Here is a 15,849-nt window from a genome sequence, read left to right on the forward strand (position 1 = left end):
ATCAAGTGGTTCCTATGGCCCTGCCGAGGATCTAGCGTCATGCGGTGACGAGATACCGAGAAGTGCTCGCCCTGCCCGGAATGGCGGCGCTGCTGGGCGTTTCGCTGCTCGCCCGCGCCGCGATCACCGCCGACGTGATGGCGCTGACGATGTATGTCGTGCTCGGCCTGGGCATGAGTTACGCGGCAGCGGGCGGTGTGGCGGCGGCTCTGACCGCCGGGGTGGCGCTGGGCGGGCCGCTGCTCGGCCGCATGATCGACCGGCGGGGCCTGCGCATCGTGCTGCTGGCCACCGTCGCCCTCCAGGTCGTGTTCTGGCTGAGCGTGCCGATCCTGCCGTACGCGGTACTGCTGGGCGCCGCCTTCGCGGCGGGTCTGCTGATGGTGCCGGCCCAGGCGGTGACCCGGCAGGCGATCGCCGCGATGACGACGGCGGGACTCCGCCGGGCCGCGTTCGCGCTGGAGGCGGTGCAGGGCGAGTTGTCGTACATCGTGGGCCCGGCGGTGGTGATCCTCGGTGCGGCGATGACGTCCCCCTCGGTGGTGGCGTGGGGGGTCGGCGCCGCCATCGCGGCCGGTGGAGCCGGGATCGCCCTGCTCAATCCGCCGCTGCGTGCCGAGGGCGAGGCGGATGCCGGCGCGGGCGGACGGCCCCCGCGCCGGGAGCGGCTGGGCGCCGGCATCGTTGCCGCCCTGACCATGGCGTTCGGCACCACGACGCTGCTCAGCGGCGTGGACCTCGCCATCGTCGCCACGCTTCGGGAAGCAGGTCAGGTGTCCTGGGCCGCCGTGGTCGTCGCCGTCTTCGGCGTCGCCTCCGTCGCCGGTGGGCTGATCTACGGCGCGCTGTCCCGGCCGCTGCCCACGTGGTTGCTGCTCGGCCTGCTCGGGCTCGTGACGATTCCCGCCGGGCTCGCCCACGACTGGCCCTGGTTGTGCGCGGCCGTCGTCGGCGCCGGGCTTCTCACCGCGCCGACGCTGTCCACGGTGGCCGACGCGGTGAGCCGGCTGGCGCCCGCCGGCGCGCGGGGTGAGGCCACCGGCCTGCAATCCTCGGCGCAGAGCGCGGGTTTCGCGCTCGGATCCCCGCTCGTCGGGTTGGCGATCGACGCCTCCGTGCCGGCGGGCGGCTTCGCGGCGGCCGGGCTGGCCGGCCTCGCCGCCGCGCTGACCGGATGCGTGCTGTCCCGCCGCTCGCCCCGAACGCGGTCTCCGCTCATCCATCCCGGTGGCGCCGGGGCGCCGGGCCTCGAACCGCGCGGGGCCGGCGCCCGGCCCGGCACATGAGGTACGGGCTCCTGCCTAGCGGCTCGTGTCCACGCGGGACCTGTCCGACCCGGACGACCTGACCTCCGCCGGCGACCGGCCGGTCACGGTACGGCTGTCCCGGCGCGCGCCTGACCGGCCGGCTGGAACAGCTCGATCAGGTTGCCGGCGGGGTCGGCCAGCAGGATCTGCTGCCCACCCGGGCCGGCGACGACCTCGCTGCGGAAGGGCAGCCCCGCCGCCCGGTGCCGCTCGATCTCGGCAGCCAGGTCGTCGACGATGAGGTGGATGCGGTTGCGGCCAGGGTCGGCGGCGTCCTCGGGCGTGGCCCGGGCGCCCGAGCTGGCCGGCCCGGACAGCAGCAGTCGCAGGGGGCCGCGGACCACCTCGGCGAAGGCGGGTGCGGCGTCGGCGCCCAACCGGAAGTCGAGGTGGGTGGTGTAGAAGTCGACGGCTGCCGCGACGTCGTCAACCAGGTAGCGGACGCTGGCGTACTCGTGGCTTGCGGTCATGGCGCGAACCCCCTTGCTCGAGGACGGGTAGCAGATGGCGGATGCGGTTGTCGATGTCGGCCGCGGTGCGGGTGAAGGCCCGATGGCCGGCCTGCTCGCTGTCACCGGCCGACGCGGGGTCGGGGATGCTCCAGTGGATGCGGCGCGGGTGCTGCGGGAACTCCGGGCAGACCTCGCGGGCCCGGTCGCACAGGGTGATCACGTAGTCGAACCGGCGGCCGCTCAGGGTGTCCAGGTGGCGCGGGCGCTGGTCGGAGACATCGATGCCGTACCGGTCGCGGAGGACCCGCACGCCGCCGGGATGCAGTCGTGGGCCCGGCCGGCTCCCGGCGCTGCTCACCTCGACGTGTCCCGCCGTGTGCCGGCGGAGCAGGGCTTCCGCGATCGGTGAGCGGCCGCTGTTGCCCGTGCACACGAACAGCACGGCGAGGCGGCGCGGCCGCCGGGCGGGCGGCGGTGGTGTGCCGCTGCCCGGACGCAGGGCCGGATGCAGGGCGGCGCCCACGCCGGCGAGCCCTTCGGCGCAGCGGTCCAGATCGAGGTGGTAGTAGCTGTCGCGGCCGTCGAAGCTGCTCCGGGTGGCGGCGACCAGACCGCCGTCCCGCAGCAGCCGCAGGTGGTAGGAGACCAGGTTCGGCGGCTCGCCGGTGAGCGTGGCCAGCTCCCGGACCCGCAGGTCGCTGCCGGCGAGCTCGGTCAGCAGCCGCCAGCGCAACGGATGAGCGGCCAACCGCAGGAACGCGGGGGCGGCGTGCCCGGACGCACTCATGACTCGGACGATACATCAAATCTGTTTGATCGATAGTGCGATCGGAAGGGCTGACGGCCGCCAGGCGTCGCACCTGGGGGCACCGATGGTCGCCTACCCTGGCACCCACGCCACCGGACCCGTCACCCCTTCGGGAGCCGCGCCATGCCTCTGCACATCCAGCGAGGGCTGGGCCTCATCGGATTCGCCCTGCTGCTCGGCTTCGTGGGTCTGGTCTGGACCGCCAACCTCTTCGGGGTGGCCGACGAGCACGCCCGCCGGATCGCCCGCGGTTCCTTCACCGGCTGCGGTATCGGCTACCTGATCGCGCCGCCGACGGACTGACGGGAACGGGCGGTGTCAGCCCCGGGCGGGCGCGGCGGTGGGCCAGAGCACTCCGTCCAGGAAGTCCTCCACCGCCGTGGCGGTCTCGGCCAGCACCGCGGCCGACCTCGCCAGCGGACCCGGTACGCGCAGCCCGTGGTCGGCGCCGGCCACCTCGCACACGTACGGGGACAACTCGCGGGCCAGGTCCGGGCGCCAGCTGGGGTCCGCCGTACCACCGATGAGCAGGCACGGCGCGCCGGCCCGGCGGAGGCCGTCGACCACCTCCGGGCGGTGCAGCAGCGGCGTGATCCAGATGGCCGGCAGCCGTCGTTCGGCGGCGAGACCGGCGGCGAGCGTGCCGAGCGAGTTGGCGATGATCAGCGGCTCGGGCAGGTCGCGCAGCGCCGCCGCGATCTGTGCGACGGCCCACGGGCCGCGTGCCGCCGGCTCAGCCGGCACGTCTTCCCGCCACGACACGCGGTGCAGGTCGCCACCGCGCATCCGCGCCGCGTCCGCGGCGAAGAGTTGGTGGGGCACATGGCAGCAGCCACCGCTACCCGGAATGACCAGCACCGCTCGGCGCGCCGACATGGCACCTCCCCGTGGCCAGGAACCCCCTCGGCAACCTACCCGTCGACGCGCCGGCCGGTGTGCCGCGGCGGCGCGGGCCGGGGCCCGTGGGCGCCCTGCGGAGTCGGACCCGTCCGCGAACCGAATCCGCGCCCGGTGCAACCTTCCTGCCGGCGGCCGGCGACATAGAGACGACCGGAGCACCACGGCCCACGCCCGCGGAACAAGGGAGCAGGATGCGGCCCGACCTCGAACGGGAGTACGTCGAGTACGTGACAGCGCGGTTACCGCGGCTGCATCGCACCGCGTACCTCCTCTGCGCCGACGCCTTCCAGGCGGACGACATCGTCCAGGCGACGCTCACCGCTCTCTACCTCAACTGGACGCGGGCCGCCGGCGCCGACAACCTCGACGGCTACGTGCACCGGATCCTGGTGCGCCGATACCTCGACGAGCGGCGACGCGGGTGGTCGAAGGTGCTGCTCGGGGACCGGCTGCCCGATCTCCCCGTCCCCGCGGAACAGGGCATCGAGGAGCGGGACACGCTGTTGGCGGCGTTGCGGTCGCTGCCCAGGGGCCAGCGCGCGGTCGTGGTGCTGCGCTACTTCGGTGACCTCTCGGTCGAGGCGACCGCGGAGGCTCTCGGCTGCTCGGCGGGCAACGTCAAGAGCCAGTGCGCACGGGGACTCGCCGCGCTGCGTGTGGCGCTGGGCACCGGGCGTCCGGTCGTGATCGCACAGGGGGAGAGGGCTCGGCCATGAACGACGAACAGGAACTGCGGAACCGGCTGCGCGCCATCGAGGTGCCGGCCAGCCGGATCGAGATCGACGGGTTGGTGCGCGCCGGCCGCCGGCGCGCCTTTCGCCGCCGCTCGGTTGTGGGGGCCGGAGGCGTGGCGCTGGCGACAGCGCTGCTGCTCACGGCGCCGTCGATCCTGACGACAACGGGCGCGCGGCCGGACGCCGCCCCGGCCGGCCCCGCGCCGGGCGCGACCGGAGCGCCGGAGCCGGCCGGCGCGGACCGGACCGCGACGGCCCCGGCCGCAGCGTGCCAGCCGAGCGAACTGCCCCTCCCGGCCGGGATGAAGAACGTCACGGCCGCGGGCGTCGACCCCACCGGACGGTACGTGGTCGGCAACGACGTCGTCGGGCAGGACTTCCGGCCGGTCCTGTGGACGGACGGGAAGCCGCAGGCGCTGCCGGTGCCCGGCAGATCCGTCCAGGTGACCGCCGTCAACGCCGCCGGCGTCGCGGTCGGCCTCGTGGAGGACGGGCGGCAGGAGTACGTCTTCCGCTACCAGAAGGGTGCCTACACCCGGCTGCGCACCCCGCCGGGGAACTGGCACGTGTACCCGACGCCCGGGATCAACGCGGCCGGTGACGTCGTCATCAACGCGGAGCCGAGCGGCAACCACGGCGGCGAGGGCAGCATCGTGCTGCTCTGGCGGGCGGGCTCGACGGAAGCGGTCAAGCTGCCCCTCCCGGACGGCGCCAACGTCTTCGACATCACCGACGACGGGACCGTCGTCGGCGCGATGTACCGGAAGGGCGTCGCGAGCGCGGCGTACGCCTGGGACCAGCAGGGCAGGGGCCGGAAGCTGACGGCGCCGGCCGGTCAGACCGCCGCCGGCTACGCGGCACAGGGCGACTGGGCGACGGGCGGCCTGTGGCCGTCCAGGTCCGCGGCCCTGTGGGACCTGCGGACCGGTGCGCTCACTCCGCTGACGGCGGACGGTCCCGGCGACGCGGTCAACGCCGCCGGCTGGGTGGTCGCCGGCGGCCTCCTCCTGCGTGACGGCGCGGCGGTCGAGCTGCGGATGCCCGGCGGGCAGGAGGACCTGGCCGTGGCCGTGTCCGACACCGGACTGGTCGTTGGGCACGCGCGGCCCGGCGGCGACGCGGAGAACGCCGGTCCGCGGGTGTGGCGGTGCTGACGCACCCGCCGCCCGGTCAGCCACGCTCCTGGCACGGTACGCAGAAGCGAGCTGAGGGCAGGATCTCCAGCCGGGCCGACGGGATGTCCTGGCCGCAGCTCTCGCAGACGCCGTAGCTGCCCTCGGACATGCGCCTCAGCGCCTGGGCGGTGTCGGCGATGCCCTGCTGGGCCACCTCGATCAGCCGGCGGAGGGTGTCCGGGTCGTGGCCGCCGTGGTCACGCTGCCGAGAGAGCAGCGTCAGCTCTGTGAGCTGGTCGGTGTGCTCCCCGAACTGGCGTTCCAGCAGTTCGCGCAGCGTCTCGGTGCGGTCGTCGAGGGTGTGTGTCATGGTCGGTGGTCCTCTCTGGTGGAAGGTCGGGTTCAGTCGCTGGCGGGGTGTCGGGTCGCCGCGACGGCCGCCATGCCGGCGCCGGTCAGCGCGGCGGTGCGCGGTGACGCGGCGCGGTGCACGGTCGCGCCCAACGTGGCGACCAGCCGGGCGGTCAGGTCGGGCCGGGTGGCTCCGTCCCCGACCACGATCACGCCGCGGGCCAGGGAGGCGCGGATCAGCGGCCGCACCGCCGGCTCCTGTCGCAGCTCGCGGATCAGCCTGGTCGCGGTCTCAGCGAGCATGGCGGCGGTCACCGCGTGGTTCAGGTCGCGGGTGCCCACCTCGGCGCGCCGGGCCGCCACCACCCGGCCGTCCTCCAGCAGGGCCACCTCGGTGAGCTGCGCGCCGATGTCGGCGAGCAGCAGGGTGCCGGCGGCGGCGCCGGCACCGATGGCGCCCGCGCGGACGCTGTCGACGAAGAGAATTCGGGACGGCGCGAGTACGGCGTTGAGCACGCGGCGTGTCACCTCCTGGTCGGCCGGAGTGGCGAGCACCGGACGGCAGGCCACGACGAGCGCCCCCACCGGCACCGGGGTGCGGTGCTCGCGCAGTAGCCGCCTCAGCTCGGTGGCGCAGGCCGGGCCGTCGACGACCCGGCCGCGCCGCACGACCGGTGTCCGCAGGCCCTGGCCGACCGGGACGCTCAGCACCCCGCCGGGTCCCAGCCAGATCCGCAGCTGGGCGCTGCCGAGGTCCACGGCGATCGGCTCGGGACGGACGGCCACCACCGGGCGGGTGGTGTGGGACCGGCCGACCAGCATCCCGGTGCGTGCCGGAGGGGGAACGGAAGTGACGTTGCCGGACATACCGACCTCTTTTACGTAGCGATGCACAGCCGTCCGGTGGACGGGGCGGGATGCGGTGGGCGGGTGGCCGAGTCGTGCTGGGCGACCGTCAGGCCGCTGCGCTCGACGGCGTCAGCCCGCCGGGGGCACAGGGCGTCGGCAGTCCGCCGGCGGCGGGGAGACGTGGCCGATCCCGGAGGGGAACGCCGCCGGCCGGACCTGGAATCCGGGCCGGTCCACGCCGGGACAGCGGCGGACAACCGGCGGACACGGGCGGCGTAGCCACCGGCGTGCGGGTCATCATCACCGCCTCCTCGCTGTTTCGGGTGCCGCGTCGGACCTCCAGCGTCGCCCGGAAGCAGAGGGTTGGCATTGCGCGCGACCGGCCAATAAAAGCCCGCTTCATTGCCGGCCGCCGGAGAACTCCATCGCGTGCCGTCCGGCTGCCGTCACCGCTCGTGGCGGCCCGCGATCCGCGGCCGGCCCCCTGGGGGCGTCCCTGCGTCGGGCCCCCGGAGCGAGATTCGGCGGACGCTATGGTTGGCCGCATGCGGAACCAGCAGCACCCCGTCGGCGTAGGGCGGCCCCTCGCGCTGTCGATGCTGGCCGTGCTGGCGGTTGTCGTCGCGGCGGTTCGTGCCGGCCGCGCGCTCGGTGTGTGCATCGTGGTCCGCCTGAGCCGCGCCGTCGCGGGCTGCGTTCCCGCCTGGTCGGCCGATCGGGCGCCGCCGGAGGTCGGGACAGCCGCTCGACCGTCCACCGCGTTGCCGTAGCGCCGACCCGCTCCCGGCCGGCCCTGGGCAGCCGTCCCGCAAGGAGCTTTCCCCGTGAACATCGAACGCACGACCCTGCCCGGCATCGGAGTACGACACACCTTCACCACCGGACAGGGCCGCCGGATCGGCATCGTGGAGTACCAGGCGGGCGACCGCCGGGACGTCGTCCACGATGACCCCGACGATCCCGACCGCATGATCAGCTTCACCCTCACCCGTACCGAGGCCAGCGCGTTGGCCGCCCTGCTCGGCTTCCCGGAACTGGTCGCCGTCCCGGCCTGAGCCGCTACGCCGGCAGCGGCCGGCGAGGCCAGTCCAGGGCCCGCGCGCCGAGTACGGCGGCGTGCAGGGTGAACCTGTCCCGCGGATCGGCGGGGTCGTAGCCGCTCAGCGCCCGGATCCGGTCCAGCCGGTAGGTGACGGTGCGGACGGACACGTGCAGGCGACGGGCCGCGTCGGTGGCGACCTCGCCGCAGGCGAAGTACTCGTTCAGGGTGTCCAGCAGCGGCTCGGCGCCGCCCCGGGCCTGGCTCAGCGGCGTCAGCACGGCCTGCACGAGGTCCACCATCGCCGCCTGATCCCGCAGCAGGACCCGGTAGATGAGCAGGTCGTGGGCGTCGATCACGGGTGTGTCGGCGTGCAGTCGCCGCGCCGTGGTCAGCGCCTCGCGGGCCTCCTCGTAGGAGCGGGCGATGCCGTACAGGCCCGGGTGCGGGCGGCCCACCGCCACCTGCCATGGCCGGCCCCGCACCAGACGGTCCAACTCGCCGTGCATCAGCCGCCCCAGATCGGCCACCGGCCCGCCGTCGCCCCCGCCCCGGTCGGGCGTCACCGTGTCCGCCGGGGCGATCACCACGAGCAAGCCCTCCTTCGTGGCCACCAGCACGTCCCGATCGCCCAACCGGTCGAAGATGACCCGCTCCAGGGCGCTGATCGCCGCCTCGGTGTCCGGCAGCCGATGACCCGGCGAGGCCAGCGCGACCTGGTGCACGCGGGCCAGATCCAGCCCGAACGGCTCGGCCCGCTCCACCAACCCGCCGAGGTCGGAGTCCCCGCGCAGCAGGTCGTCGACGAGTTCCCGGCGCAGGGCCTCCTCCCGGCGAACCAGTTCCCGGCGGGCCGCCGCATAACCCTCGGCGAGAGTGGCCACGGCGGCGTCAACCACGTGGAGCACGGCGTCCGCCGCCGCGCGTACCGTCTCGCTGTCGGTGGAACGGGCCAGGTGCGGCAGGTGCCGCCAGAGCCGCCGTGCCGCGGACAGGTACAGGCGGACGGCCCGGCCCGCCGACACGCCCTGCTCGGCGGCGCGTCGGCCGAGCGCCCCCACCGCGTCGAGTTCGCCGCGGCGCGGCCGGCGGCCGGTCACCGCCGCGTCCGTCAACAGCCGCAGGTAGTCGCCGAGCAACTCCACCGGCACGCCGCCGGCGTCGGCGCTGGCCCCGCGGGCCACCTCGGTCAGCCACCCGTCATCGCCGCGGGCCCCGGCCGCAGCCGGTCGGCGGGTGCTCTCGGTCATCGCGGTCTCCCTGGGCGTCGCCGGATCGGACACCGGCCCGATTCGTCCAGCCTATGGGGGCGGGCACGGCGCCGACGGGCTCGCGGGTCGACGAAGCGGTCCGCGTCCCGCGCCGGAACGGGACATCCATTCCGGGCATCGCGATCTACACTCCGGCCTCGTGCCGACGAAGACGACGATGCCGAGCAGATGCCCGGCGTGTGCCCAGGACCTGGTCCTGGTCGACGCCGCGGCGGTCTCCTGGTGTCCTGCCTGCCGGTGGAACCTCGACGTGTACGACCCGGCCCTGGCGCCGTGGCGCGGCACCACGATGATCGGCCGGTGGGGGTTCCGGCGTGGGCTGGAGCTCGACCGGGCGACGCATGAGGAGCTGCTCGCCGACCCGGAGGTACGCCCGACCGGGCCGTCACCGGGTGAGGTCTGGCTGGTGGCGGTGTCCGTGGTGCTGACCCTGATCGGGGTGGCCGCGGTGGGCTACCTCGGCTGGCTGGTCGTGGCCGATGCCCTGCCGCCGGGGGTCCGGCTGGTGCTGGCGATTCCCGCCGTGCTCGTCCTGCTGCTCGTCAAGCCCTCGTTCGGGCGGGTCCCGAGGAGCGGGGTGATCGCCGAGCGCGAGGCCCCGCAGTTGCACCGTCTGGTGCGGGAGGTCGCGGACGCCGCCGGGACCCCGGTGCCCGACGTCATCTGTGCGGACCTGAGCATCAACGCCGGGGTCGCCCGACTGGGCCTGCGCCAGCGGTCGGTGCTCGTCATCGGGATTCCCCTGTGGCTCATGCTGCCGCGACCGGCCCGCGTCTCGCTGCTGGCCCACGAGCTGGGCCACCTCGCCAACGGCGATCCGCTCCGGGTGCGGCGGACGTTGCCGGCGAGGGCGTTCGGTGCCCGGGCGGTGGCCGCCACGGGCGGGCGGAACCCCTGGCGGCGCACCCTGCACGCCGCGAACGCGCTGGCCGAGCAGCGAAGCGGGACGACCGTCCTCCTCGGGATGGCCGTGCACGGAGTCCTCGCTCTGGTCAATGTCGCCGGGGCCACCGCGCAGTTGCTCGTCGACAGCGTCGCGATGCCCGACAGTCGCCGTGCCGAGTATCGCGCGGACCTGATCGCCCGCCGGGTGGCCGGCACCGGACCCTTCCTCCAGTCCTCCGAGACGGTCCTGCTCGCCGGCCGGATCTGGCAGGACCTGTGGCACCTCGCGCCCCGCCTGAGCAGTGAGCAGCTCGAGCCGACGGCAGCCGAAACCCGGCAGCACCTGGCCGGCCACCTACCGCTGGCCCGCCAGCTCAGCCGGCGAACCACCGACCTGTGGAGCACCCACCCCAGCGAGGACCAGCGAATGCGGCTGATCGAGGCACTCCCGCGCGTCGACGGTGTGCTCCACGTGGACGATGCCCGTTGGGCCGAGATCGACGCCGAACTCGCGCCGTGGCACCGCTTCGCCCACCACGTCCTCCTCGGCACCCGGGACCGCTTCTAGCGAACGTGCGCCACCGGGGCGGGTGGCGGTTGTTCGTGCCGGCCCGCCACGCGCGTCCCGGTCACCGGGCCGCACCGGGGCCGGGCAGCGGGTCGACGTCGTTCGCGTGCATCGGCTCGCCGCAGTGGTCGCAGCGCAGGTCGACACCGGCGACCTCGCCGCACGCGTGGTGGCGGTAGAGCACGGGCGGGCCGGCCTCGCCGGCCAGCCACCTGTCTCCCCAGCGGGTCATGACCATGAGCAGGTCGACCAGTTCGGCGCCCTTCTCGGTCAGGACGTACTCGTAGCGCGGTCGCTGGTCGTAGGGGCGGCGCTCGAGCACGCCCTGGTCGACCAGGTGGTTCAGTCGCTCGGTCAGGACCTTGCGCGAGATCCCGAGGTCGCCCTGGAGCTGCTCGAAGCGGGTGAGCCCGACCCACACGTCACGCAGGATCAGCGGCGACCAGGGCTCCCCGATGACGTCGAGCGTGCGCGCGATCGAGCACGCCATCCTGCTGAAGTCCGTGCGCTGCATGGACCCAGTCTAGCAATCGGGGTTCCCTCAAGGAACTGAGGTTGCTATGGTCAGGGTCTCTTGAAGGAACTCCAGGAGGGATCACGGACATGAGCAAGGTCTTCAGCGCCCACGCCGTGTCGGTCGACGGCTACATCACCGGCCGCGAGCCCGGCGCCGGGCGTGGGCTCGGCGACGGGACGATGCTCTTCGACTGGTACTTCGACGGCGACACCCCCAGCCAGGTGTTCGACGGTTTCCGGCTGAGCGAACCCAGCGCCCGGGTCTTCGACGCCCTCGCCGGGCGCGTGGGCGCGATCGTGGCCGGCCGCAACACGTACGAGGACTCCGACCGTTTCGGCGGCGGCAGCCCCCATCCGGCGGCCCGGTTGTTCGTCCTCAGCCACCGGCCGGCACCGGAGATGACCGAGCGGCAGACCCTCGTCACCACCGGCATCGCGGACGCGATCGCCGCGGCCCGCCGGGCCGCCGGCGACAAGGACGTCGGCCTCATGGGCGGCGGCGTCGTGACCGAGGCGTTGGCGGCGGGGCTCGTCGACGCGGTGGTCCTCCACCAGGTGCCGGTCCTGCTCGGCGGCGGCCGGCCCTTCTTCCAGGCCCTCCCCGGGCACGTGCGTCTCCGCCTCGTCGACGCCGTCGCGGCGCCCGGCGTCACCCACCTCCACTACGAGGTCGAACGATGACCTTCGTCATCGGCACCGCCGCGTCCCTTGCCGAGCAGCCCACCGCGAACCCACGCCAGGAGATGATCCCGATGCTCGACCCCGATGTGCGCCGCGTGCTGGACGGCACCCCGATCGCCCACCTCGCCAGCGTCCTGCCCGACGGCGCACCCCACTGCGTCCCCGTCTGGATCGGCACGCACGGCGACCACGTCGTGATCCTCACCGGACCGGGCACGCGCAAGGCCCGCAACCTGCGCCGCGATCCGCGGGTCGCGCTGTCCATGACGCCACCCGACGACCCGTTCCAGCCCGTCGTCGTCCGCGGCCGCGTCGTCGAGTGGCTCGACGGCGACGCGGCCTGGTCGATCGTCGATCGGCTGGCCACCAAGTACACCGGCCAGTCGTACCCGCGAGGGGAAGCGCGCGTCGTGGCGGTCATCGAACCGGAGCGGCAGCAGGTGGGCGTCGGCTGACCGGCAGCGGCACGGGGTGCCGGTGGCTCCTGAGGCACAGCCGGCTCAGCCGACCTGGCTGTTGTCCTTCAGCGCGCCCCACCCGTGCCAGCGGTCGATCTCGATCAGAGCGCTGACCCGCCGGCGGTCCCGACGCGGGTACGCCCTCCCCGCGTAGTGCTGGGAGAGCCGGTCGATGTCCGCCAGGTCCTCGTCGTCGCGGAGTTCGACCACGCGCCCGACGATCGTGACGTGGGTGTACCAGCCCTGCTCGTCCAGCACCGTGAGGGTGACCCGGGGGTCGTTGCGGACGTGGTCCAGCCGGCGGCGGCCCTCGTCCATGTTCACCATGATCCGGCCGTCCTCCCACAGATACCAGGTGGCCGCGGAGACCGGCTGGCCATCGGGTCGGAGCGTGGCGATGACGGCGGGGTTCGCCTTCCGGAGCATGGTGATCGCGGCTTCGGGCAGCGGCGGTTTCGACATGGTTCTCCTCTTCGCGGCGGCGTGACCTCCGCAATGTACGCAACCGCCGGGCCGATCGGGCCCGCTACGGTTTGGCCGCCGCGCGCGCCGCCCGTCGTCGCCACGGGGCCGCCAGGAGCAGGACGGCCAGGGCGCCGGCGGCCCCCGGGCCGAGGATGAAGGCCCACGGCGTCGACCGCCCGGTCGTGGCCTGCCCGTGCTGCCCGGCCCTGACCTGGGCCACGGGACGGTCGTGCTTCTTCTCGTCCGGGGCCACCAGGCGACCGACCGACGCGTCGGGGGAGAGCGCGAAACCCCAGTTCAGCAGCGCCGCCGCCTCGCCCAGGCTGCCCAGCGGCGCGGTCTCCGCGCCGAGCAGGGTCACGGCGAGCCGCCGCCCGTCGCGTTCGGCCACCCCCACGTACGTCTGCCGGGCCAGGTCGGTGAAGCCTGTCTTCCCGCCGAGCGTCCCCGGGTAGTGGTCCAGCAGCGTGTTGTCGTGGGTGATGGCGAAGCCCGGCCGTCCCGGCTCCGCCGGTATCTCCGCCACCCGGGTGGCGATGTACCGCCGGAAGTCCGCGCGGGCGTAGGCGGCGCGCGCGATCAGCGCCAGGTCGTACGCGCTGGTGTACTGACCGGGACCGTCCAGGCCGGACGGTGTCGCCGCGTGGGTCTGGTTGGCGCCCAGCCGGCGTGCCTCGTCGTTCATCGCCTGCACGCCGCCCTGCCGGCCGGCGGCGCCGCCGCCGACGCGGGCCAGCACGTTGGCGGCGTCGTTCCCCGATCTGAGGAGAAGGCCCAGCCACAGGCTCTCGATCGAGTAACGGCCGCCCGGCACCAGCCCCATCACCGAACTGGCCGGGTCGAGATCCTGCAGATCCGCCCGGGTCACCTCGACCACCTGGGTCGGGTCGAGGTGGGGCATCAGGGCGGCGGCGAGCAGCATCTTCTGGACGCTGGCCGGCGTCCGGTGCTCGTGCGGGCCGCATCCACCCAGGACCATGCCGCTGTTGAGGTCGGCGACGACCCACGAGGTGGCGGTCACCGCCGGGGCCATCGGCGCACCGGCCGGGATGGACAGTCCCGGCGTCGCCAGCGACTCACCGCCGACGGCGCGGTCGGCGGATCCGACCGGTGGCGGCGACGGTGCGGCGGGCGGGGGCGCCGGCGGCTTCGCGGCCGGGCACGGCACGTACGGCGCGACCGCCCGCGCCGGCGACGCGGGTACTACGGCGGGCGCGGCCAGGAAGGCGCTGAGCGCCACCACGACAGGGCGAATGATGGTCACGTCAATGCACCGTAATCGCCAACCGTGCGGGCACGGCCCGGTTACCGAAAGTGGTCCGTGAAGGGCGAGAATTCCGGCCTCGATCCGGGCGGCACTCCTTCGATCGCCTTGTGCCGTTTCGCGAGGCTCCGACCGATGCGACGAACGGCGCTCCTGACGGTGAATCGGCACAGTTGGGATTTCCTCCGGCCTGTCGCGAAACGCGCGGCGAGGCCAGGACGGGATGCGGGAGCCGTCTGTCGCTCATTTCGTCGAAACGGTCGCGAACAGATATCAGCGGAATTGCTTTTGGTTCGGATGTCGGCCGGACCGGCGCGGAGGTTACGTTCGGCCGGACGGGTCGAACAGGAAGCGCAGGCCGTCCAACATGACGACGAGCAGGCCGGTGAGCAGCCCGCCGGCGACGGCCAGGACCGCTTCGCCAGGCCGGCGCGCGGTCGTCGTGGGCGCCACCCGCGGCGGACGCGTGCGCCGTCGAGTCGGTGATCTTGCGCGCTGTCCACTGTGGGATCATGAGGGCTCGTGTGCGCGGTTTCCGCGCCGGAGCATCTGGAGGAACGTGTGCGCGGATCAGCGCGACGACTGGCCATGGCAATTCTCCCCGCGACCGTTGCGGCGGTGACAATCGCATCGCCCGCGCAGGCAGCGACGAACCCGTTCACCGCGGCACAGGCGTGCAACAACGACTTCGGTGGCTCGTGGGCCTACGCCAGTGACGGCCACCGGTCGATCTACGCCTCGGACGGCACGAAGGTGGGCGACGTCTACCTGATGTACAACAGCGCGAGCGGGTACAACTGTGTCGCCACCCTCAAGCGGGTCGCCGTCGGCTCGACCACCGGGGTCTCCGCCGGGATCCGGGTGGAGGGCGGTTCCTGGGTCGACGACTCCGGAAGCTTCAAGTACTACGCCGCGATCCAGCGCTCCGCCGTCGACAAGTGTGTGATGTACCGCGGTGAGGTCCTCTACGGCACCAGCTGGCAGGGCGCGGGACGGTCCAGCTGGGGCAACTGCGGCTGAGCCTCCCTGCCGCCGCTACGGCCGTCGGCCGCGCCGGAGCTGCCCGTCGACCGGTCGTGGGTCGATCAGCGGGAAGAACCCGCTGATCACGCCCCCGGCCGGTCGCGGGTCGGCTGGCGCTCGACCCGGAAGACGGGGTAGCGCGCGGCGACGGCTTCGAACTCGCTCACGGGTGCGGTCGGGTCCACGGGGATGTGCGGGCGAGCACCCGGCGCCTTTCGCACATAGCGCTGCAGGATCGGCGCGCGGTCGGTTGCCGGCACCTCGATCAACTGGCAGGGCGTACGGCGACGCCGGTGAATGACCGCCCGGCCACCGTTCGCGCGGACGTTGCGGACCCAGTTGCACTGCTCCCCGAGCATCGACACGAGGAACCAGTGGCCGTCGTGGTCGGCCATGCCCAGCGGGAAACCGGTGACCCGCCCGGTGCGGCGTCCCGGGACCTCCAACGTCACCCACCGCTTCGGTGCCAGACCGAGGCGGAACACCGCCGCCCAGAACCGCGCGAACCGCCGCGCCGTGGCATCGCCCCGGCCGCCGGCGTACATCTTCCGGGCCGCGCCGTCCGACACCGGCCATCCAGGCATTCCGACTCCCCGTCGCGGGCGATGCCCGGCCTCCCCGGCATCTCCTCGCCGGTGGTCGGGCTGGTGTGCGGAGGGCCGGTCCGGGGGCCCGATCGGGCCCTGTCGAAGGCCACCCCAGCCGCCTGACCATATCGCGACGACGCGGCTGCCGGGAGTGTCGCGGTGGTGGCCGGTGGGGTAGCCCTTCGCGCCGGACCGTGTGCTCGAAACGTCCCGGCGAACCGCTGTCGCACCACAGTGGGTCAGGTACCGATGCGTGGCGTGCAGGTGTTCGCGCTACAGCCTGGTCCGCTCCGGATGCATCCCGTCCACCAACTCGTGCCCCGGCTTGCGGATGCAGTGCGATCCCGGCTCGGCGCCGCACACCGGGCAGACACGCCACTCCTGGACCGGGCCGGCGTCATGCCCCAGCGTCAGGGCGATCTCGCTGATGTCGTCGGCCAACTGGTGCAGGTGTGGGTCCTGGTGCCGGACGGCGGCCTGGTGGATCTTCTGAACCGTCTCTCGCGCCCGCCCCAGCGTGCGCTTCGCCGATGCGCCTGGATCAGAGGCCATGTCATCCGCTTCCCGGTCGTGCGG

At 73.8% G+C, this 15,849-nt stretch carries 21 protein-coding genes; 10 read left to right on the forward strand and 11 right to left on the reverse strand.

The window, feature by feature from the left end:
- Positions 1-44: 44 nt before the first annotated feature.
- A complete protein-coding gene (locus IEY96_RS24840; protein WP_229791871.1) occupies positions 45-1,286 on the forward strand; it encodes an MFS transporter in 1,242 nt (413 codons plus the stop codon).
- Between the two features lie 83 nt (positions 1,287-1,369).
- Here the strand turns inward: IEY96_RS24840 and IEY96_RS24845 are convergent, their stop codons facing one another.
- On the reverse strand, positions 1,370-1,777 hold the full coding sequence (locus IEY96_RS24845) for a VOC family protein (RefSeq protein WP_189197231.1): 408 nt from the start codon (positions 1,775-1,777) through the stop codon (positions 1,370-1,372).
- Positions 1,734-2,546: an arsenate reductase/protein-tyrosine-phosphatase family protein gene (locus IEY96_RS24850; protein WP_189197232.1), complete on the reverse strand. Its 813-nt coding sequence runs from the start codon at positions 2,544-2,546 to the stop codon at positions 1,734-1,736. Before IEY96_RS24850 ends, IEY96_RS24845 begins: the two co-directional genes overlap by 44 nt.
- A 144-nt stretch (positions 2,547-2,690) precedes the next feature.
- Here IEY96_RS24850 and IEY96_RS24855 point away from each other — a divergent pair, with 144 nt between their 5' ends.
- Positions 2,691-2,870, forward strand: coding sequence for a hypothetical protein (locus IEY96_RS24855; protein ID WP_189197233.1), 180 nt, complete (start codon positions 2,691-2,693; stop codon positions 2,868-2,870).
- A 15-nt stretch (positions 2,871-2,885) separates the two neighbouring features.
- Here the strand turns inward: IEY96_RS24855 and IEY96_RS24860 are convergent, their stop codons facing one another.
- A complete protein-coding gene (locus IEY96_RS24860) occupies positions 2,886-3,443 on the reverse strand; it encodes an alpha/beta hydrolase (RefSeq protein ID WP_189197234.1) in 558 nt (185 codons plus the stop codon).
- A 215-nt stretch (positions 3,444-3,658) separates the two neighbouring features.
- Here IEY96_RS24860 and IEY96_RS24865 point away from each other — a divergent pair, with 215 nt between their 5' ends.
- Positions 3,659-4,183 carry a SigE family RNA polymerase sigma factor gene (locus tag IEY96_RS24865; protein ID WP_189197235.1) on the forward strand — a complete coding sequence of 175 codons (525 nt, stop codon included), beginning with the start codon at positions 3,659-3,661 and terminating at the stop codon, positions 4,181-4,183.
- The gene (locus IEY96_RS24870) at positions 4,180-5,355 is read left to right on the forward strand and encodes a hypothetical protein (RefSeq protein WP_189197236.1); all 1,176 of its coding nucleotides are present in this window, start codon (positions 4,180-4,182) and stop codon (positions 5,353-5,355) included. Before IEY96_RS24865 ends, IEY96_RS24870 begins: the two co-directional genes overlap by 4 nt.
- 16 nt (positions 5,356-5,371) lie before the next feature.
- On the opposite strand, the gene IEY96_RS24875 is transcribed toward IEY96_RS24870, so the two are convergent.
- Both IEY96_RS24875 and IEY96_RS24880 read right to left on the reverse strand, forming a co-directional pair.
- A complete protein-coding gene (locus tag IEY96_RS24875) occupies positions 5,372-5,686 on the reverse strand; it encodes a TraR/DksA family transcriptional regulator (RefSeq protein ID WP_189197237.1) in 315 nt (104 codons plus the stop codon).
- A 32-nt stretch (positions 5,687-5,718) separates the two neighbouring features.
- On the reverse strand, positions 5,719-6,534 hold the full coding sequence (locus IEY96_RS24880; protein ID WP_189197238.1) for a rod shape-determining protein: 816 nt from the start codon (positions 6,532-6,534) through the stop codon (positions 5,719-5,721).
- Positions 6,535-7,061: 527 nt separating this feature from the next.
- On the opposite strand from IEY96_RS24880, the gene IEY96_RS24885 reads away from it, so the two are divergent.
- Together IEY96_RS24885 and IEY96_RS24890 are read left to right on the forward strand one after the other, a co-directional pair.
- Positions 7,062-7,286, forward strand: coding sequence for a hypothetical protein (locus tag IEY96_RS24885; protein ID WP_189197239.1), 225 nt, complete (start codon positions 7,062-7,064; stop codon positions 7,284-7,286).
- Positions 7,287-7,340: 54 nt separating this feature from the next.
- The gene (locus tag IEY96_RS24890; protein WP_189197240.1) at positions 7,341-7,571 is read left to right on the forward strand and encodes a cation:proton antiporter regulatory subunit; all 231 of its coding nucleotides are present in this window, start codon (positions 7,341-7,343) and stop codon (positions 7,569-7,571) included.
- Positions 7,572-7,575: 4 nt separating this feature from the next.
- Here the strand turns inward: IEY96_RS24890 and IEY96_RS24895 are convergent, their stop codons facing one another.
- Entirely contained in the window at positions 7,576-8,805 is a 1,230-nt protein-coding gene (locus IEY96_RS24895) for a PucR family transcriptional regulator (protein WP_189197241.1), read from the reverse strand.
- Positions 8,806-8,965: 160 nt separating this feature from the next.
- On the opposite strand from IEY96_RS24895, the gene IEY96_RS24900 reads away from it, so the two are divergent.
- Positions 8,966-10,279, forward strand: a complete 1,314-nt coding sequence (locus IEY96_RS24900; RefSeq protein WP_189197242.1) for a M48 family metalloprotease — start codon at positions 8,966-8,968, stop codon at positions 10,277-10,279.
- 61 nt (positions 10,280-10,340) lie between these two features.
- Here the strand turns inward: IEY96_RS24900 and IEY96_RS24905 are convergent, their stop codons facing one another.
- A complete protein-coding gene (locus IEY96_RS24905; protein ID WP_189197243.1) occupies positions 10,341-10,793 on the reverse strand; it encodes a winged helix-turn-helix transcriptional regulator in 453 nt (150 codons plus the stop codon).
- Positions 10,794-10,882: 89 nt separating this feature from the next.
- Here IEY96_RS24905 and IEY96_RS24910 point away from each other — a divergent pair, with 89 nt between their 5' ends.
- Both IEY96_RS24910 and IEY96_RS24915 read left to right on the forward strand, forming a co-directional pair.
- Positions 10,883-11,476: a dihydrofolate reductase family protein gene (locus IEY96_RS24910; protein ID WP_189197244.1), complete on the forward strand. Its 594-nt coding sequence runs from the start codon at positions 10,883-10,885 to the stop codon at positions 11,474-11,476.
- Entirely contained in the window at positions 11,473-11,931 is a 459-nt protein-coding gene (locus IEY96_RS24915) for a PPOX class F420-dependent oxidoreductase (protein ID WP_229791872.1), read from the forward strand. The genes IEY96_RS24910 and IEY96_RS24915 overlap by 4 nt, the downstream gene beginning before the upstream one ends.
- Before the next feature lie 45 nt (positions 11,932-11,976).
- Here IEY96_RS24915 and IEY96_RS24920 read toward each other — a convergent pair whose 3' ends face one another.
- On the reverse strand, positions 11,977-12,396 hold the full coding sequence (locus IEY96_RS24920) for a PPOX class F420-dependent oxidoreductase (RefSeq protein ID WP_189197245.1): 420 nt from the start codon (positions 12,394-12,396) through the stop codon (positions 11,977-11,979).
- Between the two features lie 64 nt (positions 12,397-12,460).
- Positions 12,461-13,663, reverse strand: coding sequence for a D-alanyl-D-alanine carboxypeptidase family protein (locus IEY96_RS24925; protein ID WP_373293641.1), 1,203 nt, complete (start codon positions 13,661-13,663; stop codon positions 12,461-12,463).
- A gap of 618 nt (positions 13,664-14,281) precedes the next feature.
- Here IEY96_RS24925 and IEY96_RS24930 point away from each other — a divergent pair.
- The gene (locus tag IEY96_RS24930; RefSeq protein ID WP_189197246.1) at positions 14,282-14,683 is read left to right on the forward strand and encodes a hypothetical protein; all 402 of its coding nucleotides are present in this window, start codon (positions 14,282-14,284) and stop codon (positions 14,681-14,683) included.
- Between the two features lie 86 nt (positions 14,684-14,769).
- Here the strand turns inward: IEY96_RS24930 and IEY96_RS24935 are convergent, their stop codons facing one another.
- Both IEY96_RS24935 and IEY96_RS24940 read right to left on the reverse strand, forming a co-directional pair.
- Complete coding sequence (locus tag IEY96_RS24935; protein ID WP_189197247.1) at positions 14,770-15,231, reverse strand: nitroreductase/quinone reductase family protein; 462 nt, start codon at positions 15,229-15,231, stop codon at positions 14,770-14,772.
- A gap of 315 nt (positions 15,232-15,546) precedes the next feature.
- A complete protein-coding gene (locus IEY96_RS24940; RefSeq protein WP_189197248.1) occupies positions 15,547-15,825 on the reverse strand; it encodes a zinc finger domain-containing protein in 279 nt (92 codons plus the stop codon).
- Between the last annotated feature and the right edge of the window lie 24 nt (positions 15,826-15,849).

The organism is Micromonospora fulviviridis, from assembly GCF_014648395.1.
Lineage (GTDB): Bacteria > Actinomycetota > Actinomycetes > Mycobacteriales > Micromonosporaceae > Micromonospora > Micromonospora fulviviridis.